General features: G+C 33.3%; 22 protein-coding genes. 9 read left to right on the forward strand and 13 right to left on the reverse strand.

What is annotated here, in order from left to right:
* Positions 1–13: 13 nt before the first annotated feature.
* The gene (locus tag KXJ69_RS12355) at positions 14–3,034 is read right to left on the reverse strand and encodes a tetratricopeptide repeat protein (protein WP_219053429.1); all 3,021 of its coding nucleotides are present in this window, start codon (positions 3,032–3,034) and stop codon (positions 14–16) included.
* 151 nt (positions 3,035–3,185) lie between these two features.
* Between KXJ69_RS12355 and KXJ69_RS12360 the strand changes: the two genes are divergently transcribed.
* Both KXJ69_RS12360 and KXJ69_RS12365 read left to right on the forward strand, forming a co-directional pair.
* Entirely contained in the window at positions 3,186–3,647 is a 462-nt protein-coding gene (locus KXJ69_RS12360; RefSeq protein WP_219053430.1) for a tail fiber protein, read from the forward strand.
* Between the two features lie 60 nt (positions 3,648–3,707).
* Complete coding sequence (locus KXJ69_RS12365) at positions 3,708–4,391, forward strand: cell division ATP-binding protein FtsE (protein ID WP_219053431.1); 684 nt, start codon at positions 3,708–3,710, stop codon at positions 4,389–4,391.
* Here the strand turns inward: KXJ69_RS12365 and KXJ69_RS12370 are convergent, their stop codons facing one another.
* The gene (locus KXJ69_RS12370; protein WP_219053432.1) at positions 4,392–6,038 is read right to left on the reverse strand and encodes a S8 family peptidase; all 1,647 of its coding nucleotides are present in this window, start codon (positions 6,036–6,038) and stop codon (positions 4,392–4,394) included.
* 88 nt (positions 6,039–6,126) lie between these two features.
* Between KXJ69_RS12370 and KXJ69_RS12375 the strand changes: the two genes are divergently transcribed.
* Both KXJ69_RS12375 and KXJ69_RS12380 read left to right on the forward strand, forming a co-directional pair.
* On the forward strand, positions 6,127–7,008 hold the full coding sequence (locus KXJ69_RS12375; protein ID WP_219053433.1) for a glycosyltransferase family 2 protein: 882 nt from the start codon (positions 6,127–6,129) through the stop codon (positions 7,006–7,008).
* On the forward strand, positions 6,998–7,945 hold the full coding sequence (locus KXJ69_RS12380) for a glycosyltransferase family 2 protein (protein ID WP_219053434.1): 948 nt from the start codon (positions 6,998–7,000) through the stop codon (positions 7,943–7,945). Before KXJ69_RS12375 ends, KXJ69_RS12380 begins: the two co-directional genes overlap by 11 nt.
* On the opposite strand, the gene KXJ69_RS12385 is transcribed toward KXJ69_RS12380, so the two are convergent.
* Positions 7,946–9,040, reverse strand: a complete 1,095-nt coding sequence (locus KXJ69_RS12385) for a glycosyltransferase (RefSeq protein WP_219053435.1) — start codon at positions 9,038–9,040, stop codon at positions 7,946–7,948.
* A gap of 38 nt (positions 9,041–9,078) precedes the next feature.
* Between KXJ69_RS12385 and KXJ69_RS12390 the strand changes: the two genes are divergently transcribed.
* Positions 9,079–10,221, forward strand: a complete 1,143-nt coding sequence (locus KXJ69_RS12390; protein WP_219053436.1) for a glycosyltransferase — start codon at positions 9,079–9,081, stop codon at positions 10,219–10,221.
* Here KXJ69_RS12390 and KXJ69_RS12395 read toward each other — a convergent pair.
* From KXJ69_RS12395 to typA, 9 genes are all read right to left on the reverse strand, one after another.
* Positions 10,218–10,622 carry a sugar 3,4-ketoisomerase gene (locus tag KXJ69_RS12395; RefSeq protein ID WP_219053437.1) on the reverse strand — a complete coding sequence of 135 codons (405 nt, stop codon included), beginning with the start codon at positions 10,620–10,622 and terminating at the stop codon, positions 10,218–10,220. The two genes, KXJ69_RS12390 and KXJ69_RS12395, sit on opposite strands and share 4 nt — an antisense overlap.
* Before the next feature lie 29 nt (positions 10,623–10,651).
* A complete protein-coding gene (locus KXJ69_RS12400; RefSeq protein ID WP_255571354.1) occupies positions 10,652–11,908 on the reverse strand; it encodes an O-antigen translocase in 1,257 nt (418 codons plus the stop codon).
* A 42-nt stretch (positions 11,909–11,950) separates the two neighbouring features.
* Positions 11,951–13,051, reverse strand: coding sequence for a DegT/DnrJ/EryC1/StrS family aminotransferase (locus tag KXJ69_RS12405; protein ID WP_219053439.1), 1,101 nt, complete (start codon positions 13,049–13,051; stop codon positions 11,951–11,953).
* Positions 13,048–13,920, reverse strand: a complete 873-nt coding sequence (locus KXJ69_RS12410; protein WP_255571355.1) for a GNAT family N-acetyltransferase — start codon at positions 13,918–13,920, stop codon at positions 13,048–13,050. The genes KXJ69_RS12405 and KXJ69_RS12410 overlap by 4 nt, the downstream gene beginning before the upstream one ends.
* 103 nt (positions 13,921–14,023) lie before the next feature.
* Entirely contained in the window at positions 14,024–15,181 is a 1,158-nt protein-coding gene (locus KXJ69_RS12415; RefSeq protein WP_219053440.1) for a sulfatase-like hydrolase/transferase, read from the reverse strand.
* Positions 15,182–15,501: 320 nt separating this feature from the next.
* On the reverse strand, positions 15,502–16,989 hold the full coding sequence (locus tag KXJ69_RS12420; RefSeq protein ID WP_219053441.1) for a hypothetical protein: 1,488 nt from the start codon (positions 16,987–16,989) through the stop codon (positions 15,502–15,504).
* 5 nt (positions 16,990–16,994) lie between these two features.
* Positions 16,995–18,383 (reverse strand): class I SAM-dependent methyltransferase, encoded by a 1,389-nt coding sequence (locus KXJ69_RS12425; protein WP_219053442.1) that lies wholly within the window; start codon positions 18,381–18,383, stop codon positions 16,995–16,997.
* Positions 18,367–18,570 (reverse strand): hypothetical protein, encoded by a 204-nt coding sequence (locus KXJ69_RS12430; RefSeq protein ID WP_219053443.1) that lies wholly within the window; start codon positions 18,568–18,570, stop codon positions 18,367–18,369. The genes KXJ69_RS12425 and KXJ69_RS12430 overlap by 17 nt, the downstream gene beginning before the upstream one ends.
* Positions 18,571–18,654: 84 nt before the next feature.
* On the reverse strand, positions 18,655–20,448 hold the full coding sequence (gene typA, locus KXJ69_RS12435) for a translational GTPase TypA (RefSeq protein WP_219053444.1): 1,794 nt from the start codon (positions 20,446–20,448) through the stop codon (positions 18,655–18,657).
* A 151-nt stretch (positions 20,449–20,599) separates the two neighbouring features.
* Here typA and kdsA point away from each other — a divergent pair, with 151 nt between their 5' ends.
* Entirely contained in the window at positions 20,600–21,418 is an 819-nt protein-coding gene (gene kdsA, locus KXJ69_RS12440; protein WP_219053445.1) for a 3-deoxy-8-phosphooctulonate synthase, read from the forward strand.
* Here kdsA and KXJ69_RS12445 read toward each other — a convergent pair.
* The gene (locus KXJ69_RS12445) at positions 21,405–21,767 is read right to left on the reverse strand and encodes a DUF1801 domain-containing protein (RefSeq protein ID WP_219053446.1); all 363 of its coding nucleotides are present in this window, start codon (positions 21,765–21,767) and stop codon (positions 21,405–21,407) included. The two genes, kdsA and KXJ69_RS12445, sit on opposite strands and share 14 nt — an antisense overlap.
* 348 nt (positions 21,768–22,115) lie before the next feature.
* Between KXJ69_RS12445 and KXJ69_RS12450 the strand changes: the two genes are divergently transcribed.
* The 3 genes from KXJ69_RS12450 to KXJ69_RS12460 all read left to right on the forward strand — a co-directional run bounded on the left by KXJ69_RS12450 (position 22,116) and on the right by KXJ69_RS12460 (position 25,365).
* On the forward strand, positions 22,116–24,386 hold the full coding sequence (locus KXJ69_RS12450; RefSeq protein ID WP_219053447.1) for a CRTAC1 family protein: 2,271 nt from the start codon (positions 22,116–22,118) through the stop codon (positions 24,384–24,386).
* Between the two features lie 79 nt (positions 24,387–24,465).
* A complete protein-coding gene (locus KXJ69_RS12455; RefSeq protein ID WP_219053448.1) occupies positions 24,466–25,071 on the forward strand; it encodes a hypothetical protein in 606 nt (201 codons plus the stop codon).
* A 3-nt stretch (positions 25,072–25,074) separates the two neighbouring features.
* Positions 25,075–25,365, forward strand: coding sequence for a winged helix-turn-helix domain-containing protein (locus tag KXJ69_RS12460; RefSeq protein ID WP_219053449.1), 291 nt, complete (start codon positions 25,075–25,077; stop codon positions 25,363–25,365).
* The last annotated feature ends 25 nt before the right edge of the window (positions 25,366–25,390 follow it).

Genomic DNA, 25,390 nt, shown 5'->3' on the forward strand with positions numbered 1-25,390 from the left:
AATTGATGAATTTCTAATTTCCGTCAGTTTCTACAGAAGAATTGGTTTTTGACTCCGCTGCTTTAATTACAGCAAGCTCTGCTTTGGCTTCTTCCACTACATCGGGATAGTCGGTGAAATTGGTCGTAACACTTTCCAGAATATAAGTAGCTTGATACGCATCTTTTAAGGCATAAAAGTTCTTCGCCATGAGTACCAATCCTTTCGCTCCAAAGTATTTATAACCCGAAAAATCTTTTGCCAATTTTTGAACTGAGGCATTGGAAGCTTCATATTTTCCTTCTTTATTTTTGAAATACGCATCGTAGTACAATGCTTCTGCTGCTAATTTACCTGTAGCAATTTTGGCGACCTCTGCATAAGCCGTTTTCGCTTTTTGCTCTTCCCCAGTTTCAATAGCCGATCGTGCAATAATAATTTGCGCATCACTTTTTATTGCGTTGTCAATTTTACCATTCTGAAGCACTTTTTCTGCATATGTTACGGCTTCACTGTATTTTTTCAACTCATAACTCGCCTTCATACTGTTGGTCTGCGCAAAAATGACGTTTTGAGGGAAATCGGCTTCGGTTTCAAGGCGTTTCAAATAAGTTAAGGCTTTGTTGTAGTCTTTTTTACCCAAATACAATTCAGAAATTCTTGCTAAAGCCTGCTCGCTAAATTCACTTCGCTCCTTCCCTACTACAAACTCGTAATGTGGAATGGCTTTGTCGCCTTTATTTTCAGCAAAATATAATTGTGCCAAATAAAAATGGGCTTTTAATGCGTGGGAACCATTTGGGAAATCCTTTAAATAGGCTTCAAATCGGGTGATGGCTTGAGAAGGCTTATTTTCAAGATAAGGTTGTTCGGCCGCTTGATAACTGGCGTCGTCCAATTCGGCATTTTCAACTTCCACAAAATCTAAAGTATTTACCCAAGTAGCATAATCGTTAACTCGTCCCTGATCAATGTAAATAATCTTTGCCGAAGCCACTGCCTGTAATGCTTCGGGTGTGGATGGAAAATCATTGGCCACCTTTTTGAATTTTGCCAACGCCTCGTTGCTTTTTCCAGTATTGTCTAAAATAAGTGCTTGTTTTAATAGCGCTTTAGGTACATAACTACTCCCTGGAATTTCATTAATCAGTTTTTCATAAGTTACCATCGCATCGCGTGTGTTTTCTTGTGCTACATAGGTATTTCCAAGTTCGTATAAAGCATCATCGCGATAAAAGGATTTCGGGTATTTAGCCGAAAAACTTTTCAGTTCTTCCAATTTCTTTTCGGTTCGGTCTACAAATCCATAGCTAATTGCTTTCTGAAACGCTGCATAATCTTTATCTGGCGTACCACCTTCTATGGCTTTATTATAATTTTCCATCGCCGGCCAATAACTACTGCTAACAAAATGACTATCCCCTAATCGCAAATACGCATCGTTTCGTCGTGCGGCATCGTTGGAAGACGATTCTAAAAACTTTTCATATTGTGTAATCGCTTCAGGATAGTTTTTAAGTTTGAAATAATTGTAGCCCAAATTATAACTGCTATTTTTATACTCAGGGGTTTGAGAAGCATTAGGTAATTGCAAAAACTGTTTGTATCCTACTAGTGACGTTTCAAAATTAGAAGCTTGGTAATCGCTTTCGGCTTTCCAAAAAGTAGCTCGGGCTGTAAAAACAGGATCGAGTGGTTCTTTTAATGATTTCTGAAAAAGCGCCACCGCTTCAGGATAATTTCCTTCGTTATATACTTCCAAACCTCGATAAAAAGCAACTTTTTGATAGGCTTTTTTATTATTGAATGTCTTGTTGTTTTCTAACAATTCCAACGCAGCTTGATAGTTCTTTGAAGTGATATACGAATCAATTAATAAATCCTTCAAAGCTTCATTATTTGGGTTTTTGGGATAGGTCTCCAAAAAGGAAAGAATCACTTGTGGAACACTGGTATAACTGTTACCAATTTCGTAACTCAGCTTAGCATAATTAAACCACGCATCCTCCTGAATTTGAGCCGAAAAATCCATCTCGGAAGCATTTTTAAATGCATTTAATGCTTGTTGCTTTTTATTTAGTTTTAAATAGCTTTCGGCTAAATGATAGTAGGCATTTTGCGCCACCGCATTACGCCCGTCTACAATTTTATTAAACTCCCCAATAGCGTTTTCATAATTGCCTTGTTTGTAATAGGCATAGCCCAATTGGTAATAGTCTGTGTTGTTCCACTTGCCCTTTTTCCCATTGTATTCTTTTAAATACGGAATGGCCTCTTCGTATTTTTCTAAATTAAAATAACTTTCTCCAATAATTTTTGAGAGTTCACTTTTCTCCTGCGGATTGGAATTATCATATTGTTGTAAACCCAAATTGATAGCTTCTTGAAACTTCCCTAGTTTGAAGTTCATATCGGCTTTATAATAACTTAAGCCTTCGGCATATTTTTCTTCGTTTTCAATGGTTTCAAATTGTTTGTTGGCTTCTTCGTAATCGTCTCCTTCGTAGGCAATAAAACCTAAATAATACTTGGCTTGAGAACCATACTTTTGAGAATCACTTACACGATTAAAATATTTTTGAGCTTCAGCATAACGCTTGTTTACAAAATATGCATATCCATTATTGAAATAAAACTTATCACGATCTCCTCTACTCAAACTACTCTCATCAACTTTATCGTACCACTTGCGCGCGTAGGAATATTTTCCGTTTTCAAAATAATAGTTAGCCACATTAATAAAGGCATCATTTCGATTTATGCTTGTAGGATAATCGTTTACAAATTGCTCCATAAGGAAATCGGCGTCCTGCTGATTAAGACGCACCGCACAATTGGCAATATAATAAGCACATTCGCCTTTTAAGGTTTCGTCTTCGGTATGGTCCTTAATTGCCGAAAACAATCCTTGGGATGCGAGATATTGGTTATTATTGTAGAGCTCTAGTGCTTTGTTATACGTAACTAACTCATTGGTGAAAGCTGCTGATTGTTGCGCAGCAAGCGTTCCAAAAAATAAAAGAAAGAGGGAAATAGAAATGAGGTTTTTAACCATTTTTAGATAGATTTTGGGCTTAAGTATGACTGTATTTCTAAAACATGCTAACGGAATATTATAAAAATCCGTATGTTTTTTATGTATTAAATATTTGGGTGCGAAAATTACTGTATTTTTAAAGTTCAATAAATTTTAAACTTCAATTCTTATGAAGAATCTATTGTTAATAGCTGTTATTTGTTTTACTACCAGTTGTATTGCACAACGGGATTTTAAAAATCTTACGGAAAAAAATGGAAAAATAGGAATAGGGACTACCACTCCAGATGAGTTACTCACTGTAAAGGGAAAAATCCACACTCAGGAAGTATTGGTAGACCTTGAAGGTGCCGTAGCTCCCGATTATGTATTTGAGTACTATTTTGAGGGTACTTCAACGTTAAATCCCAACTATAATCGCCTTTCTTTAAAGGAAACTGAAATCTATATAAAGGAACATTTTCATCTACCTGGAGTGCCTTCAGCAATAGAAATGGAAGAAAAAGGAATGTCTTTAAAAGAAATGAATTTACTATTACTGGAAAAAATTGAAGAACTGACGATTTTTACCATAGAACAACAAAGAGAAATAGATATTTTAAAAGAAAAAATAAGTTCTTTAGAAAAATAAGTTCCTGAAATTGGAGTTCGCAAGAAATCCATTTACATTTGAAAAAATAATTTAAACTACATGTCCCAGCCCGTATTAGAATTAAAAGATGCGTCTATTTTTCAACGAGAAAGTTTGATATTGAGTGATGTTTCGGTGACTATTGAAAAAGGAGAATTTGTATACCTCATTGGAAAAACCGGAAGCGGAAAAAGTAGTTTTATGAAAACACTTTACGGCGATTTACCGCTTCAAAAAGGGACAGGACATATAGTGGGATTTGATTTGGTAACATTAAAAGAGAAAGACATCCCTTTTTTAAGAAGAAAGTTGGGTGTGGTTTTTCAGGATTTTAAATTGCTGAATGATCGTACTGTAAAAGACAATTTGTTGTTTGTATTGAATGCTACGGGTTGGAAAGACAATGCAGCGATGGACACCAAAATTGATGAAGTTTTGGACAAAGTTGGGATGAAAACCAAAAGCTTTAAATATCCGTATCAACTATCCGGTGGAGAGCAACAACGTATTGGTATTGCTAGAGCTTTACTTAATGATCCCGAACTTATTTTGGCGGATGAGCCTACAGGAAATCTGGATCCACAAACAAGTGTTGAAGTGATGCAAGTGCTTCAGGAAATAAACAAAAATGGCAATACCATTTTAATGGCCACTCACGATTATGCTTTACTACTAAAATACCCTTCAAAAACTTTGAAATGTGATGAAAATCAGATTTTTGAAGTGGTGCAGAAAACAGTGTAATTACTCATCCAATATACTTGGATCACGAAGTATCAAATCGCATTCTTTCTCAAGCTTCGGATTAATTTTTAAAGCTATTTTACCGTTGACTCCAGGTTTTATTACTGTATTTTCTTTGATAACAATCCTATTTTTGGCAGTCAGTTTTAGTGTAGCACTATCTGTAAATTTTTGATTCTGAATAATAATCTCTTTAGACAAAGAAGTTAGTTTAAAATCCCAACGAGAAAAGTGCTGATTATCGATATACGCTGTTTCATTTTCGTTATATAATTGAAATACCATTTCCACGGCATCTCCTGTTTGTAACATTCCTGAGCCGTATAAACCTGTGTAAGGTTTGTTTTGTGGGATATGGTCAATATTCCAAGAAGTTATTTTAAGGATGGACTCTACCTCATCAACTGGCAAACAAGGGTATAATGAAAACATAAGACCAATGGTTCCTGTTACTAACGGTGCAACACCCGATGTTTGAGAACCTTCACTTACCTCATCTTCTTGGTGAAGTGACCGTTCTCCATACCTATATACGCCTACTGCGGGCCCTACTAGGTCAACTGATACATTTAAATTTCTAACACTTTCTTTATAAATATAGGGAGCCAAGGTAGTATCTCTTTGAACGAATCCGGCATTACGACCCACATAGCCTCTTATATTGTTAGCATAATAAAAGGTTCCATTTTTAGATTCACCTTTAAGAATATTTTCTTGTGCTGTTTTATAACGGTGCATTGCAGAAGAAATGGAAAGCACATTATCATAAGAAGCGGGATAATAGAATTTTTCTCCCTCGGTTTTGGAAAAAGAATCATTATGTCCCGCAGCCACTATAATGGTTCCGTTCTTAAACATCTTGTTAATTGCTTCTTGTGCCGAAGGATAATTTAAAGTAGCCCCCCAACTACAGTTGATAACCTTCACTCCCAAATTGGATAATTCTACGAGCTGTTGTAAATCTTTAAAATCTCCAAATTTTGAACTATAAATGGTACAATCATAGCAAATTCCTGCAATTCCGTAAGCATTATCACCCTGTCCCGCTGCTGTCTCTGTAACGGAAATACCATGTCCTTTTGAGAGTGTTGACTTATGAATAATTTTAGACTTTCCTTTAAATTCTATATCGTTGGTATCAATGGCTCCATCTGAAATTCCGATAATAATATCTCTTGACCCTGTGGTATAATACCAAGCTTTGGGAACTCCTAAAAAATCTAAATAATCTAAATTAACTTGAGCACCAAGATTTTCACCAATAGTACTTGTTAATCCGTAATCATTAGGTTCATAAATTTTTCTATCTTCCTTTGAAATTAATTCTCCCGAAGTAAATAAATGTGGCGCTCTTTTCAATATATCATCTAGCAATGCTACATTATTTGCAATAACAAAAAATGTTCTCTTTAAATTCTTTTTAGATGCATTTCTGTAAGTTTTTTTAAATGTTTTAATTGAGTAGTTTTCTAAGACCTTTTTGAAAGCCTTGTCTTCACCCATGTAAGTTAATATTCCATTTTTCTTTTTAAAACTTGGTGAAATAGTATCAGAAGTTGCGACCAAATAAAACCATTCCTCTTCTTTTTGACTAAAGCATGAAAGAACATTCAAACTAAATACAAATACAAAAAGATAGGTCTTCATAGAAAAATTTTATGGAAAACAAATTACTAAATTTACATCACATTTATCACTTTCTAACTTTGCATATCCTATTTTTGTTTAACCAGGTATGATTTCCATTTTAATCCCAACATATAACTATTCCATTTTTCCTTTGGTTAAAATATTGCACGAGCAATGTTCAGTTTTAAATATTCCCTTTGAAATATCTGTGCTTGAAGATGCATCTACAAAGGTATTTACTGAAAATACCGAGATTGTTTCATTAAAAAACACATCTTACAGAAAGCTAGAAACAAATGTTGGTAGAACCAAAACAAGAAATTTATTAGCAGAAAATGCTCAATACAACTGGTTGCTTTTTCTAGATGCAGATACAACACCAGTTAACGATAATTTTATTGAAAAATATATTGAAGAATTAAACCAAATCACTTCCGTTGTTTTTGGAGGTATACAATATTCTCAAGAAAAGCCAACCAGAGAGTATTTATTACGTTGGGTTTATGGAACCAAAAGAGAATCCAAATCCGTTTTTGAAAGAAATAAAAATCCATATTATATTATATCCCAAAACCTATTTATTGAAAAGAATACTTTTTTACAAATAAATAAACATCTCGATAATAGCTATGGAATGGATAACATTTTTTCGTACAGACTTCAAAAAAATGGGATGGAAGTTAAACATATAGATAATCCTGTATATCATCACGGATTGGAAAAAGGTAGCGTTTTTTTAGAAAAATCCCTTATGGCAATTGACACATTAATTTATCAAGAATCCAAAAATAATATAAGTGAGAATTTTACATCCTTACAAAAGTTTTATTTAAAGCTAAAGAGAATGCATCTTGTGGAATTTACTTATAAGATTATTGACCCTTTTTTAATTAAGATGAAACACAATTTATGTTCAGAAAAGCCAAATATTATTTTGTTAGATTTTTACAAGCTATATCACTACATAAAACTAAAACATGGAAAATAGTATTCGATTTTCTGTTGTTATTCCACTTTATAACAAAGAGAACTATGTTGAAGCAACACTTAAAAGTGTTTTAAATCAGCGTTATGAAAATTTTGAAATACTAATTGTTAATGATTGCTCTACAGATTCTAGTCTAGAAAAAGTAAATTCTTTTATTGATAAACGAATTAAAATTATACAACACCCTATAAACAAAGGCCTTTCGGCTTCAAGAAATACAGGCATACAAAATGCTACGGCCGACTACGTTGCTTTTATAGATGCAGATGATTTGTGGAAACCTACTTTTTTAGAAAAAATGAATTCACTTATTGGCACTTATCAAAATCAAACATCGGTGTTTGCCTCCACTTATGAAATTACCTTTGGAGAAGAGAGAAAAGTAATGTTTCCATTTCCTTTGCTAGGCATAAATTCGGAAGGTATTATCCAAAACTTTTTCTCCACCAGTTTGGGATACAACTATTATTGTATGTCTAGCATTTGCGCCAACAAAAAACTTTTTGATGATATAGGCTATTTTGATGAACGCATCAACTATAGCGAAGATGTAGATTTTAATATTAGGCTTAATCTAAAACACAAAGTAGCTTTTATAAACGAACCATTAGCCACATTAAATTTTATAAGTGAAAATCAAATTACCCACAGTAAATTATCTGGAAAAGTTATTCCCGACTACGACTTTTATGAAGACCAAAATCCAAATAATAAAGAATTAAAAAAATATTTAGATTTTCACAGATACGTAAAGGCAAAGCTTCTTAAAATGGAGAATAATAATGATGGATTTAAAAAGTTAAAATCTAGAATTGATACCAAAAATTTAAACTGGAAACAAAAGCTACTATTGCGACTTCCTCAATTTGTTTTAAAAACAATTTATGTTTCCAAAAGAAAACTTCTACAAAAGGGAATAAATGTAAGTTCTTATTAATTAGTTAAGTTCAAGAAATTTTAACCAATCTGTTATAATGTGATTAGGAGAAAAACGTGCCACACTTTGCTTAGCATTTTGCCTGCATTTTTCATAAAGTGTTTTATCTAAAAGCATAGAATTAATGGCTAATGCCATTCCATCAATGTCTTGATTCTTTACAATAAGTCCATTTTCCTTATGATTTATAATCTCATTTGGTCCAGAATTACAATTATAGGACACAACAGGAGTTCCAGTTGCTAAACTTTCAATTAATACATTAGGAAACCCTTCAAATTTACTTGTCATTGCTGTAAATAAGGCATTTTTATAATAAGGAAATGGATTATTTGCAAAAGGATAAAAAACAACATGTTCTTTAAGATTTTTTTCTAAAACGAGTTTTTCTAATTCCGTTTTATACTCCCCTTCGCCTACTATTACCAATTTTATATTTTGCGATGTAGCTACAGAGATTTGAAATGCATGAATAAGATGATCGAATTGCTTAACATTATCCTTCATCCTTCCAATGCCTAAAATATACTTTTCTGGAACAGAAATATCATCTGCTGCTAGTTTTTCAATTTCGAGTATATCAACTGGATTATGGATAGTAGTAACTTTGGTATAGCCATATTCTTCCCTTACTTTATTTTCAATAGCTTCTGAAACAGTTACAATTCCATAACCTTTTTTAAAAATAGTTTTTGCCAAAAAATTGTTCTTCGGAAAATATAATTGGGTATTAAAACTATGCACATACTGGATCGAGGGAGCATTATATATACAATTAGCGATGGCGTATTCTTGAATAAAATTACGTTTATCCCTAAAATCAATAATATAATTAAATTTATGTTTTTTTAGATACTTTCTTAGGGTTAACATCCGTTTAAATCTATTAAACGGACTGTTTGAAGTATTTTTTAAAACACTCATGTCGAAAAGCTGTCCGGCATAGGAATATCCTACATCTCCATTAACCAAAATATGATGAATCTCTATGTTTTGTGCTTCAAAAAGAAAAGATAATTTTGCTTGAACACGTTCGGCGCCACCGGTATTTAATGTAATACCTACAAATGCAATTTTAATTTTTGGTTGCGCCATGATTTTAAAAAACTATTTTTGTTACAAATATAACCTTTATGCGCATTTTGCTGTTAGGCGAATATAGCAGATTACATAATTCACTTAAAGTAGGCCTCAAAGCTATTGGCCATGAAGTTACTTTGGTTGGAGATGGTGATGGATTTAAAAATTTTCCCTCAGATATTTCAATTAGACCAACCCTTGTAAACAATACTTTAATTAGATATATTAAACTTGGTTTATATAAATTTCTAAAGTTAGATATTTCTAAATTGGAGAGAGGGATAAGATTTCATTTTCAACTTCATCGTTTAAAAAATTACGATGTAGTTCAATTAATTAATGAAAGACCCATAAAAACTTACGCTTTTTGGGAGCGCTTTTTATTAAAAAAAATATTTAATCATAATCACAAAATCGTCCTTGTTAGTTGTGGAGCAGATTACTCAAATATTGCGTATGCATTTAATCATAAAGAAGAACTATCATTATTAACCCCTTTTTTTGAAAATCCTAAGTTAAAATCACATTTTAATTTTGCATTAGAATACCAAAAGAAATCACATAAAAAAACTCACGAATTTATACTTAAAAATGTAAATGCGATTGTGGCTTCAGATTTTGATTATGTTGCCCCTTTAACAAAAATTCCAAAATTTAAAGGACTTATTCCCAATCCTATTATTACAAATAATACACAAATTCAAGATAACCCAATAGCTGATAAAATTCGTATTTTTTTAGGAATAAATCGAGGAAACTACTATGCTAAAGGTATTTGCTTTTTTGAAGAAGCACTACACACAATTAATAAAAAATATACCTCTAAGGTTGAAATCATAAAAACTGAAAATGTGCCTTTTAAAGAATATATTTCCTATTTACAGTCTTCTCATATTATATTAGATCAAGTGTATGCTAAAGATCAAGGATATAATGCACTAGAGAGCATGGCTAGAGGGAAGGTTGTATTTACGGGTGCAAATTCAGATTTTTTATCTCATTTCAACCTTAAAAAAGACGAAGTTTGTATTGAAGCTAGACCTGATGTAACCTATTTAATTAAAAAGCTATCTTATTTAATAGATAATCCTGAGAGAATTGCTGAAATTGGAAATAATGCTCATAAATTTATTCAAAAAGAACATCAGTATATCGAAATTGCAAAAAAATATAACAAACTCTACAATAGTATTTAACGCATGATGTACTTTAAAAAATCGTTATATTCTCTAATATAATCTTCTTCTTTATAGACATCACTTACCAAGGAAAGACACAAAGCCCCTGCAGAAAAATTATCTAACTCTCTCCAAATACCTTGAGGAATATAGAGTCCTTTATTAGGCCTATTTAAAGTAATTGTTTGTTTTTGGTTTCCATTGTCCAAAACCACATCAAAACTACCACTCAGGGCAATTAAAAACTGTTGTAATTTAATATGTGCATGCCCTCCTCTGCTAGAGTCTGAGGGTACATCATATAAATAATACACTCTTTTAATATCAAAAGGGATGATTGTTTTTTCAATAACAGACAAATTCCCTCGTCCATCTGGATCACTTATTTTTGGGATATCGATAAGTTTTATGTTTTTCAAAACCAAATAGTTTTTTCAAATATACACAACTATTTAAGTTGCGCTTTTTTATTTTGTTTTTTAAAGTATCGTAGAATTAAAACAAAAACTACTATAAAATAAATTATATATCTAAGGAAATGTGCTATGGTAACTCCTTCTATACCGTAAATATCTACAAAGTAATAGGCAAAGCCATAAAAAAGTGCTAAAGAAAGCACTTCAGTGAAAATAAAATTATAAACCATTTTTTTGGCAATAAATTGCGATGCTAAAAGAATTGCTGCTAATCGAATAAAATCACCTAACAATTGCCACCTAAACAGTGGCGACATAGCACTATAATCTCCTTTAAATACTAAGTCAATTGCAACGTCTCTAAATAAATAGACCAAAAACATCCCAACGGCAAACAACGGTAACAATGTTTTATATATGCTACCTAACTCTTTCATAAAATCGGGTTTATTGTAAATTCCAGAAAATTTTGGTAATACATATAGGGTTAGTAACGCATTCGAAAAAACCATATAGTTTTTTGAAATAAACATAAGACCCGTCCAGATACCTGCTTCATCTTCACTAATCTTATTCTCAATCATATTCCGTATTTCTATTTCAACTTGATTGAGTAGCAGGGTAGAAAAAAAAGACATAATAGTAAATGCAAATAAACTTTTTGCTAATGGTGCTTGCCATTTTAATTGCGAAAATTGAACATATTCTCTTAGGATTTTCACAACCAAAAACATCATCACCAATACTTGTACTACAGGAGCAAGTGCTATAGAAATTAAAACACCATCTAATTCCTTGTAAAATAGAAAAACAATAGTTAGTGCTGCACTTACTAAATACGCAACCAATTCTATTTTAGCAAAACTTTTATACTCTGAAAGACCATTAATAACCCCGCTAAAAACCCTTTGGATGCTAATAAAAGGAATAACAATAGCAGTTAATTTTATAATGTAAACAAAGTCTGAAGAATTAAAATAATACTCACTAAAAAATGAGGCACCAAAAAATAAAGCAACAAAAGTAATGATACTACCAAGCGTAGTAAATACAAAAGTTGTTGAAAATAGTTTCTGAAGTTGCTCTTTATTTTCCTTATGCTCTGCAACATATTTCACAACCCCATTAAAAACTCCTAAAGAAGTAAAGGAAGTCAGTTGGGCAATAAGGTTGCGTAAGTTACCAATCTTCGCGTACCCTCCTTTGCTAATAACATCTGTAATTTCGCGGTTTACAAAAAATGTCACCACCAATCGAATTACGATGGTTGCTGCATTTAAAGACGTCATCTTTAACAGCAAATTTTGTCGTATAAATTTTGGTATCTTCAACTAGTAGGCGTTTAAAACCGAAATAACCCTATCTACTTCCATCTCATTCATCACAGGGCTCATAGGCAAACTTACTACTTCCGCATGAATTTTTTCAGAAATTGGAAAATTAAGATACTCAAATTCATTTAGTGCTTTTTGACGGTGTGGTGCTATAGGGTAATGAATTAAATATCCAATTTCATTTTTGGTTAAATAGTCCGTAAATGCTTCTCGGTCTTCTACCCTAATGACAAACAAATGGAATACATGATTTCCCGAACCATCATAAAAGGGAAGTACAATTTTGCTATTATTTATTTTTGAAAGGTATCGCGCAGCAATCTCACGACGTTTACTATTATCAACATCCAGAGAGTCCAACTTTATGTTCAAAAAAGCGGCTTGAAATTCGTCTAAACGCGAATTGAAACCCAATTTATCATTTACATATTTTGAAGAAGTTCCGTAGTTTCTTAGTTTTCTTACAACCGAAGCTAATTCATGATCATTCGTAGTAATAGCGCCAGCATCACCCAATGCTCCTAAATTCTTTGTTGGGTAAAATGAAAATCCAGCAGCATTTCCCAAGTTTCCTGCTTTATTTCCATTTATTGAAATAGCTCCATGAGCTTGTGCGGCATCTTCAATGACCAACAATTTGTATTGATCTGCTATTTCCTGCAAAGCGTTCATGGGAGAAAGTTGACCATATAAATGGACAGGCATTATAGCCTTAGTTTTTGAAGAAATATTGTCTTTTAGACTATCCAAATTAAAATTAAAAGTCTTGGCTTCGGCTTCTACTAATACGGGTTGTAATCCAGCTTGTTTTATAGCCAAAATAGTAGCTATATAGGTATTAGATGCTACTAAAACCTCATCACCTATTTTCAGTTTCCCTAATACTTTATATCCTTCCAGTATAATGCGCAGGGCATCCAATCCATTACCAACGCCAATACAATGCGAAACACCACAATATTGTGCAAAATTCTTTTCAAAAGCTGCCACCTCTTCTCCTAAAATAAAATGACTAGCTTCCATGGTCTTTTTAAAGGTCTCTTCAAAAGCCATATCAAAGCGAGCGTTTATTTTTTTTAAATTTATAAAAGGAATCATATAAATACGGTGTCCATTAATTTGTATTTCGAAATTTCAATTTCATAATATCGATGTGCCATAGGTCTAGCCCCAAAGCATTCTTTCCAATATAATAATCCTGAATTAAGATTGTTCCCACCATTTTCATTAGAGGTTCCAAAATCGAAATAATCTTTATTTTTATATTTTTCTAGGATAAGATAATAAAACAAATAATCTAGTGCTCCCAATTCTTGCCTATTTTCATTAGCCGAGATATACTGGACATGGGCTACTTTTTGGGTTTCAAAAATTGTGGCTCCTGCAACGATTGTACTTCCAGAATAGACATTAAATTGCTTGATGTTTTTAGGAAATTTAGATTGTAAATAGGTTATTTCTGAAATACTATGTACTGGAGAGGCTCCATGTCTTTTTTGAAGATTTGGGATTAGTATTTCATTCCAAAATCCTTCAAAATTAGATTCTTCTTTAATAGTCAGCTGTGCTTTTTCGGCTTTTTTCACCCCTTCTTTTCGATTACTTTGAATTTTTATGGCACTAGGGAGAAATATACTACTGGCTATATCTGTACGAATCAATTTAGCCTTCAAAATATAGGTTAAATAAGAAAATTCATCTGCAGGATAAATAGTGTACATATTGGGCATTTCTTTTACCACAAACTTTTGAAACCCCTTCTCTTCAAAAAATTGAAGCAAGGTCTTATAGATGTGCCAAACCTCACTAAGCTTGACATCCTTTTTTAAGACAATCCCGCCATATGTTAACCCTGAATGCGAATAAACTGTGTCCTCCTTTTTATTTGCAGGCATCACAGAAACTAATTTATCTTTTTTATATATAAGTATAGAAAAATCTTCGAAACGATCTTTATGGTATTCCATAAAATCACGTTTAAATAAAAACGTAGCGTTTTTTGCTTGGTCTACAAACGTATCCCAAGCTAATTTGTACTCCTTCCTATATGATTTTACTTGATAAATAATTTTAATTTTTTAGATTTTCGTAAACAGCATTACCATTGTCATCTATTACTTTTCTAACCGATTTAAAAAAGGAACCTTCATTATTTAAATTATAACTATCATTACTTTCCAAATGCTTTAAATACACGTTGTTTTTACTCATTGCAGAAAACAATACTCTAAAAACATTAACATTTGATTTTAAATCCTCATCGTACCCAGTATTTTCTATACCATTCCATTTTACTGCAAATAAAGCGGCATAAATAGAGTGAATTTTTGTCGCATCCCGAGTGCTAAACATCTCTCTGTAATTTTCCATACCTACCCAACCTCCATGATCTGCTAAAACAAGAATTATCCCATTTGGATCCTTTTTAGAAATAAAATTGATGGTTTCCTTAAGCCAAATGTTTACTTCTTCAATTTTAGATAAATAATCCAATCGTTCAGTTTCAATTCTATCTTTTGCTGCATCAAAATGAACATGATGTGGTAAACATTTTTCAATAAAGAAAAACTTTGGTTTATCTACTTTAATAGTAAATGCTTCTTTCACATCTGCTAGTACATCTCTTTTTAAATCCCCTCCTAAGCCAAAATAAGGAATCTCATCTAGATTAGTATTGGTATAATCGTACAATTGCTCACATCTGTTTTGCTGAAAATATTCGTCTTCTGCAATAAAAAAAGTAAAATACCCATTGTTTTTAAAGATTCTTACTACTGGGTTATCTCCGGATATGGATTCTCTCGCATAAGGCATTTCTAAATCGGGCAATAAGGAGCTTCCAAAATAATGATGCCTCATAGCAAAAAGAGATGCATTAGAATTTAAACTAGCTGGATAATTACTTCTAAATGTATTATAAAGTGTAAAATCATTTGTCTCCAACCAATCGTAAAACTCGGTTTCATAATTATATAAGCCCCCCTCCATCATACTTTTATTCACATATCCGTCTGGTTGAATCATATATACATTTGGGGTTTGCTTAAACACAATTTCTTCAATATTATCTGGTTGCTGAAGCCAAGATTTTTCACGCACTTGATCGTAAATTTTATATCCCAATTTGGCCAAAGGAAGTATACTTACAACCAAAATTAGGGAAAGAAGTTTTTTATAGCGATCGCTAAGTTTTATAGAAAGTAAAACAGCTACAACTAAAGCTATCAATAATAGCTTCTTTTTAATTACTAAAGAGGAAGCGTAAGAGGTAAAAAAAACGACCACTAAAATTATGAGGACAAAAAGAATATGTCCTCTAAAACTAGATAAGCCTTTTATATTCTTAAGTAAAAGTATACTGATTGAAAAAAGGACAATAGGAATACCAATAAAAAATAACAAGAAATAACACCAATACTCCCAGGAATTTGTAGCGTAAAAATTATTTGAAACATAAAAAAGAAAGGGATATATTCCACAAATAAGGCCCAACCAAAGTGGGTTTGTACCATCAATCTTAAATTGATCAAATATGTTTTTTAATGCCTTCATTCGTTATCAAAAAGAAAAACTTCTTTAAAATCAACCTGCCCTTTATCATCTAACATACGATAGATTCCTCTTGGCGCTCCTTTCCCAATTACTTGATAACTACCATTATCCTGCAAATGGTTTAAGTACTTTTCATTTTCACTTAAATGGGAAAATACAATTCTAAAAGTATTTACAGAAGTTTTTAAGCTGTCATTAAATATGGGTACATTATTATTTGGCCATTTAATAGCACCTAAGGTTCCAAAAACCGAATAAATATAGTCTCTATCTTGTGTATTTTCAAACAATTGATGGGCATATTCGTAACCTATATAACCCCCATGATCTGCCATTATTATTATAAGTGCATTCTTATCGTTTTGATTTATGGTAGAAATTAAATCTGCAAGAACTTCATTTGATTGAATCACTCTTTCCTTCCAAAGTGCCTTTTCCTCTTCAATACCACGACTATCATTCTTTTTATTTGGAATATGCGCAGGTGATATATACTCAATGAAAAAAAAGTGAGGAGTCCCTTCTTCTAAAGGATAAGATTCATCAAGTGCCTCTGTTACTTGTTTTAATTTTTTAAATCCTGTACTTATTATAGGTATCTCAAAAAAACTAAAATTACAATAATCATAATTTATTTTTTTATGATTCATTAAAAAATAAGGAGAATGTAATAGCAAATGCGTTTTATAACCATTATTTTTAAATATAGATAACACAGAATTATTACTTACTAACAGTTCCTGAGGATTAAATCCATTATTGTGAGAATAAAATTTATTGTAGTAATGATGCTTCATTTGAAAAATGGCAGCATTGGTAGACAATGTAGATGCATAATTACTTCTTAGGTTTTCATATAGTGTAAAACCATTAGAGTTTAAAATAGCTCTAATTTCTGAAGCATCCATGTTATAATGGCCTTTTTCCATTTCAGACAAACTAATGTACCCATCTGGCTGGATAAAATAAATATTGGGTTTCTTTTTTAATACAACACTTTCAATATCATCTGGCTGTTGCGTCCACTCCATATCAATTTGTATATGCCTATATAGGGTAGGCACGAAATCCATAAATCCCATAATTGAAAGTAATAACTGGAAAACTATTAACTGTTTATGGAATTTATATAATAAGAAAGACAAAGGAATTAATGCAATAAAAGTAATTAAGGCAAGTATTTTTTCAACACTTGCATGAAGGATTAATTCAATAAAAAACAAAAACAAAAATGCACTAAGAAAAAAAAGAAACTGCTTTTTATACTTCAGATATAATGGAATTCTGTTGAATTTTTTAAAAAATAAAAAAATTAGTACTGGAACTATTAAAAATAAAAAGATTAAAAAAGCAAACTGAATCCAAGAATTTGAAAGGTGAAAGTTTTTAGAACTGTAAAATAAAAGAGGATATAATCCTGTTGCTACTCCGGCTAAACCATACGGAATATTTTTGGATACTAAAAAGTTAGTAAGCCATTTCATTTTTACTACTTTCGTTTTTTAAATTGAAAGAGTACTCTGTTAGTACCTTTAATTTCTTCCTTTTTTTCAAGGTCAAAATAAATTAAATAGCCCCTTTCAAAAGCTTCAAGGTTGTAAAAATCAAAATGATTAATAAATTCTCGTTTTCTAACCAAAAGGGACTCAACCCAAGAGTCTTCACGCTTTGGAAATTCAATAATTAAATATTTAGAAAATTTCGCAAAAAATGCGGCGGATTTTTCAAAGGGTACATTTCCAGATAATGTTATATGGTGTATTAATGCCAATGCTAGGGTTACGTCTGGGGCATAATTTTGAAGTCTCTCAATAAGCGAATCACGTTCCACATTATTAAAACCAATCCCAGGAGAAGGTTGTAACACATCACATACAAAAGGAAGCATGTTCTCTTCTTTATTTTGTTGTACTTGCCAATAGTTATATTCTACGGCATTGCTATCGATATCGGTTACTATAACCTCTGGGACTTCGTCTAAAAACGTTCTTGCAAACGTACCGTCGTTTCCTCCCATATCTATGGCAGATTTAGGCTTAAGGTCCAACACCCAATCTCTTATTAAATGCTTTTTACCATCAAAAGCTTCTTTATCGTAATTGGTTTTGTTGTAATAATCACCCCATTCGGTCGCCTCACTAACTTTTAGTTTTTTGATATAATCGAAAAGACTTTCTAAAATATTATTCTGTGCCTTTTTAGAAAGTTTCGCAACTTTGGTTTCAGCTTTGTAATCTACACTATGCTTACTTTCCATTTTTGCCAATAAGTGAATATTGGTGTAAAGAGTTGAACTAAATTTTGTTTTCTTGGGAAGTAATGATGCAATTAATTTTACAGGAATCCCATCGATATGGGTTTGCATCATTTTAAAGATTTCGGTACCATGATAATGTGCTAACACTAACGGTCCTAAAAAATGTGTAATAAATTGCTTGTAAGCCCTCCAAGGGGTGTTTTCATCGTAAAAATCGAACGAAAGGGTGTCGATAAAAACGGGTTTTCCTTTATGAAAGGTAACATTATAAGCCGAAGCATCTTTCAAAATAAAGCCTTTGCTTAAGGCGTATTTTTGAATTTGAAGTGTTAATAATGCGGCGTGTTTGTATTGCTCAAAACTCCATTCATAAGGGTTGGTAATAAACGGAATCTTCACTGGGGTAATGATTATTGTGTCTTCAGCAACGGAAGTTTCCGTATGTGGAATTAACAATCCCTTTTTAAATAGGGTTTCAAAAAAACCTGAAGATTTTAGCCTTTGGTATTGCGGAAAATAAATAGGGTTAATAACTCTTCGCAAGGTATCGCCATCGTGAAACATATATCCCGATGGATCTCTAAAAGAAGCTTGGTGCGTGTTATTACTTTTTTGATTCATTTTCTTGGGTTTCATCGTCTTCGATATCAATGGAATCATAGTGCTCATCTTCCTCTTTTATTAATCCAAAGAAAGATTTCACTTTGTACATTACATTTTTCGAAAATAATAAAATCCCAGCGGCTGCAGCAACAATAGCTTGCACAATCATTGCACCCAAACCTGGATCGAAGTATAAAGATATCATTAAAAAATTATTCATAATTCACCCTATTTTTACAAAACCTCAACAAAATAACTAAAAAACGAGGAGACTATACTTTTATTTTACTTAAAGTTTACCTCGTTTACGGTCCACCTCTTTTAAGAAAATTTTACGCAGCCTTAAATGTTTTGGGGTTACCTCCACATATTCGTCTTTCTGAATATACTCCAACGCTTCTTCTAACGAAAACTTAATCGCTGGAACAATCTTCGCCTTATCGTCTGCTCCAGAAGAACGTACATTACTCAATTTTTTTGTTTTGGTTACATTCACCACCATATCATCTTGGCGAGAATTTTCACCAATTACTTGTCCTTCGTAAATATCTTCTCCTGGATCGATAAAAAATCGTCCTCTTTCCTGTAATTTATCGATAGAATAAGGAATGGCTGTTCCATTTTCCATAGAAACCAAGCTTCCGTTTTGTCTTTCAGGAATTCCTCCTTTTAAAGGCTGGTATTCAAGAAAACGGTGTGTCATAATAGCCTCCCCAGCGGTAGCGGTTAGCAACTGATTTCGTAAACCAATAATTCCACGTGAAGGAATTAAAAACTTACATATCATACGCTCGCCTTTTCCTTCCATGCTTATCATTTCACCCTTACGGATAGTCACCATATCAATAGCACGACCACTTACTTCTTCTGGTAAGTCGATGGTTAATTCTTCAACTGGTTCGCACTTAACACCATCTACCTCTTTTATAATAACCTGTGGTTGTCCAATTTGAAGCTCATATCCTTCACGGCGCATGGTCTCTATTAAAACAGAAAGGTGTAATACCCCTCTTCCAAAAACCATAAATTTATCGGCACTATCGGTTGGCTTCATTCTAAGCGCCAAGTTTTTCTCCAATTCTTTTTCCAGACGTTCTTTAATGTGTCTTGAGGTCACGAACTTTCCGTCTTTTCCAAAGAAAGGCGAATCGTTTATCGTGAACAACATACTCATCGTAGGTTCATCTATGGCAATAGTTTGCAGTGCTTCAGGGTTTTCAAAATCAGCAACAGTATCACCAATTTCAAATCCTTCCAATCCTACAATAGCACAAATATCACCAGCACTTACTTCGGTTACTTTTTTTCTTCCAAGCCCTTCAAATATGTGTAGCTCTTTAATTCTAGATTTTTGAATTTTACCATCTCTTTTCACCAAAGAAATAGGCATATTTTCTTTTAAAATTCCCCTTTGTAAACGTCCAATGGCGATTCGCCCTGTAAACGAAGAATAGTCTAAAGATGTAATCAACATTTGAGAGGTTCCTTCCTCCGTTTTAGGTGAAGGAATATGCTCCAATACCATATCCAACAGAGATTCTATGTTATTGGTAGGCTTTTTCCAATCATCACTCATCCAGTTGTGCTTTGCAGAACCGTACACCGTTGGGAAATCCAGCTGCCATTCTTCGGCTCCTAGTTCAAACATTAAATCAAAAACAGCTTCATGCACCTCGTCTGGAGTACAGTTTTCTTTATCTACTTTGTTAATCACCACGCAAGGCTTTTTTCCTAAGGAAATAGCTTTTTGAAGGACAAAACGAGTTTGTGGCATAGGGCCTTCAAAGGCATCTACTAACAACAAAACCCCGTCTGCCATGTTTAATACACGCTCCACTTCACCACCAAAATCGGCGTGACCAGGGGTATCGATGATGTTAATTTTGGTGTCTTTATATATTACCGAAACGTTTTTTGAGGTAATGGTAATACCACGCTCACGCTCCAAGTCGTTATTATCAAGGATCAATTCGCCTGTTTTTTCGTTTTCACGGAACAAGCTACAGTGGTGTAAAATCTTATCTACCAATGTGGTTTTACCGTGGTCTACGTGGGCAATAATAGCTATGTTTTTAATCTTCATGACTTCCCCTTTTTTAGGACGTGCAAAAGTACTGCTATTTCCTTGAATATTTGTACTTTATTGAATTATTATTTTTCTAAGTATCCTTGGAATAGAAATCCCTAATTCAGCTAATGAAAATGATTATCTTTGCCGTTCAAAACTATTGTACATGAATCTCGACCTTATTCCGAAGATAAAACACACCCAATCCAAAAACTTTTTTTTGCTAGCTGGTCCTTGCGCGATAGAAGGCGAAGAAATGGCATTACGTATTGCCGAAAAAATTGTTGGAATTACCAACAAACTTGAAATTCCGTATATTTTCAAAGGCAGTTTTAAGAAGGCCAACCGAAGCAGGATTGATAGTTTTACAGGAATAGGCGATGAAAAGGCATTGAAAATTCTGAAAAAAGTATCGGAGACTTTTGATGTTCCTACGGTAACAGATATTCACGAAGTAAGTGATGCTGCCATGGCCGCCCAATTTGTGGATGTGCTTCAAATTCCAGCATTTTTAGTTCGCCAAACCGATTTAGTTGTAGCTGCTGCCGAAACAGGTAAAGTGGTAAATCTTAAAAAAGGACAGTTTATGAGTCCTGAAAGCATGAAACACGCCGTTACTAAAGTAACAGATTGCAATAACAATCAAGTTCTTATCACCGATCGCGGAACCATGTTTGGCTACCAGGATATGATAGTGGATTTTAGAGGCATCCCCACCATGAAACAATTTGCCCCCACCGTGTTGGATGTTACTCATAGTTTACAACAACCCAATCAGAGTGCCGGTGTTACGGGCGGTCGTCCCGAAATGATAAGCACCATTGCGAGAGCGGGAATTGCTGTAGGCGTAGATGGAATATTTATTGAAACACATTTTGATCCTAAAAATGCAAAAAGTGATGGGGCTAATATGCTTGATTTAAGTTTATTGGAAAAATTACTTACCGACTTGGTGGCAATTCGAAAAACGGTTAACGCACTTTAAAACCCTCTTCCCTAGTTCGGTAGGCTTCTTTAATACAACGAATTAATAATTGAGCATCAATTTCTTCAGGAGAGCGATATCGCAATGATTTTACACGTTTCCTTTTTTCAGTAATTAAATCTTGATGTTTAATTAAGAATTCATCCGAAAGCCAAAAACAAACATCTACATAGCCTTTGGTAACGTTTAAATAGCAAATAGGACAACCTTCTGTAAAATAGAAGGGCAAACGCCATTTGTAAAGCAACTCAAAATTAGGAAGCGTTTGCTCCACAAGTACCTGCACTTGTAAAAGAATAGTTTTAAAGGGTTCTGGTTTTTCGAGTATGTAAGCTTCGGCTGGATTCATATTTTAAAAATAAAAAAGGTTGTTCAATAGAACAACCTTTTCTGAGCAAAATAACCGCATTTTTAACTCCCCAGTTAATCATTAGACGATTATTACTAAAAACTTAAATATCGATGGCAAATTAATAATAACACCATTTATAGTTCAAATATGCAACCTTTTTATGGAATAATGCAACAGGGTTTTTCCTGAATTTACAGGGGGTTTTTCCTGTTTTTTATACAGGGTTTTTCCTGTTTACTGATTATGAATCGAATTTTCAATTCATTAAACATAATGACAATAGTATTTTTTGAATTCTAAAAAATAAGGGGTAACATTGTTTAAACATTTTTATAATTACCTCAAATGCAAAGTAAGTATCTGTTCCTTCTACTCTTTATAGTAATTTGGTCTTGTAAAGAAGAATCCAAAGAAATAAAAACGGCAGAAGAAAATCCAAAAAATTCGGATTATAGGATTTCTACAATACAAATGATCGATAGTATCCAGTCTATAAAATCTAATGTTAACTATAGACAGCATATATATGAAAGCTCTGAAAAGCTAAAGCTGGTCGAGCAAGAACTAAATGCTGCAAAAGCAAAAAATCAACTTCCAATAAATTTATACGTCGAATACGGCAAAACATTACTTGATGCTGGAAGATCTCAAGATGCGGTCAATGTTTTTGAAGATCTTTTAAATAGAATGCCAGAAAATAAAGTAATAAACGCAACTACTAAGGGGCTTCACGAAGCTCTTGCTATTAGCTATATGCGTATTGGCGAACAAATTAATTGTAGGGACAATCACACTACAGAGTCGTGTTTATTTCCAATAAAAGGTGGCGGAATCCATAAAAATAAAACGGGTTCTCAAAAAGCAATTGAAATTTATAAAGAAATACTGAAGGTTTTTCCAGATGATCTTCAAAGCAAATGGTTATTAAATGTTGCGTATATGACACTTGGCGAATATCCAACTGCCGTACCAACGCATTTGTTAATACCTCCAAATATTTTTAAACCTGAATACAACCTACCTGTTTTTGAAAATATTTCGATGAACGTAGGTTTGGATGTAAATGAGCTTGCGGGTGGTGTCATTGTAGATGATTTTAACAATGATGGATTTATTGATGTGCTAGTTTCTTCTTGGGGATTATTCGGACAACTTCATTATTTTGAAAGTGATGGCAACGGCAGTTACGTTGAAAAAACTGAAGCTTCTGGATTAAATGGTCTTACTGGGGGTTTAAATATGGTTCAGGCAGATTATAACAATGACGGTCATTTAGACTTTTACATCATCCGAAGTGCTTGGAGTGGTTATAAATGGATGGGGCAACTCCCCAACTCCCTAGTAAAGAATAACGGTGATGGTACCTTTAGCGACGTAACCTTAGCTTCCGGAATGTACGCTCCCCACCCTACCCAATCTGCGGTTTGGTTCGATTTTAATGCAGATGGTTGGTTAGATTTATATGTAGGGAATGAAACGCACACTAATGCGGAATTGAATCCAGCACAGTTCTTTGTAAATCAAAAAGATGGAACATTTAAAGATATAGCCCCTCAATTAAACCTTAACATCACAAATTATATTAAAGGTGTCACCGCAGCCGATGCCAATAATGACGGGTGGGAAGATTTATATATTTCTATTCTTGATGGTCCCAACAAGCTTTTTATGAATCGCGGTGGCTCGTCTATAGAAAATTGGAAATTTGAAGAAATTTCGGTTAAAGCCAATGTTTCAGACCCACAAGAAAGTTTCCCAACTTGGTTCTTTGATTATAACAACGATGGTTGGGAGGATATTTTTGTGAGTTGTTACGATCGCTATTTATTAAAACAATGTTCCATGGAGGTTACGGCAGATTACCTTGGGTTAAAATCCAATTCAGATTTTCCAAGATTGTATGAAAATAACAGAAATGAAACTTTTTCAAACAATACAAAAAAAACCAATTTAGACCGCATTCTACCAACGATGGGATGTAATTACGGAGACGTTGACAACGATGGCTTTTTGGATTTTTATTTAAGCACAGGTGCACCAGATTATCGCTCCATTACTCCAAATAGAATGTTTAGAAATAACGAGGGTAAAACATTTCAGGATGCTACCTATTCAGGAAATTTAGGACATATTCAAAAAGGTCACGGGATTGGATTTGCAGATTTGGATAACGATGGCGACCAAGATATTTATGCCGTTATGGGAGGTTCGGTTTCTGGTGATATTTTTCAGAATGCATTATTTGAAAACCCTGGGAATAACAATCAATGGATCACGCTGCGTTTAAAAGGTACTACTTCTAACCGTTCCGCCATTGGAGCGAGAATTAAGATAACCGTAGAAGAAAAAGATGGAACAACAAGAGATATTTATAACACCGTAAGTTCTGGCGGAAGCTTTGGCGCCAACAGTTTACAGGCTGAAATTGGATTAGGCGATTGTAAAGCGATTAAAAATATTGCTGTGAATTGGCCAAACGGGCAATATTCATATTTGGACTACGGTAGCGTTGATAGTAATGGAGTCTATTTTATTGAAGAAGGAAAAAATGCAATACAGTCCATTGAAAGCAAAAAAAATCCTTTCATAAAGGGACACCATTCCATGTCTCATTAAATTTTATGTAAATATTAACGAATAAATACTTTGAAAATAAAAAGGAAAAACATTACTTTGTAATTCAAAGTACTTTATTATGAGTGAGCAAGATTATCTAAAAGACATTAGTGAGATTAAAAATCTTATGAACCGTTCCTCCCGATTTATATCCCTTAGCGGACTTTCGGGTATTTTTGCAGGAATATATGCGCTTATCGGTGCTGGAGTTGCCTATTTCTTTTTGCTGCCCAATCAAGATTACGTAACATTACATAGTTGGAATTTTAAAATGTTGGTGGGCCTTTTAATTGCTGTAGCTGTGTTGAGTGTCGTGACCGCTTTCCTACTTACCACAAGAAAAGCCAAAGCTAATAATGCTAAAATTTGGGATGATACCACCAAAAGGTTATTACTTAATTTTATGATTCCATTAGTTACGGGCGGAATTTATATTTTAATTAAACTGAACAGCCAACACTACGGGCTTACTGCAGCACTGATGCTTATCTTTTACGGACTTGCTTTAGTTAATGCTTCAAAATACACCATTGGAAATGTAAAATATCTAGGTTATGTTGAAATTATTGCAGGATTGCTTTGTGCCGCCCTACCTGGATATGGATTCTATTTTTGGGTATTTGGATTTGGCGTGATGCATATCATCTACGGAGGTATTATGTATTTTCAAGAAAAGAAACAATAGGCTTTGGGAATCATCGAAAACATAAATAAGCTATTTGATCACCGAATACGTTTAGGCATTATGTCTATTCTTATGGTGAATGACGATGCCGATTTTAACCGCCTTAAAGAATTGCTCGATGTTACCGACGGAAACCTCGCCAGCCATATTAAAGCCTTAGAAAATGCAGAATATATCTTAGTGGAAAAACAATTTATAGACCGTAAACCCAATACACGTTATAGTGCTACGAAATTGGGTAAAATGGAATTTAAAAAACATATTGACGCACTAGAAAAACTAATTAGAAAATAAAAAAATTTATTAATTTACTTTGTTT

The organism is Halomarinibacterium sedimenti, from assembly GCF_019312585.1.
Taxonomy (GTDB): Bacteria; Bacteroidota; Bacteroidia; order Flavobacteriales; family Flavobacteriaceae; genus Halomarinibacterium; species Halomarinibacterium sedimenti.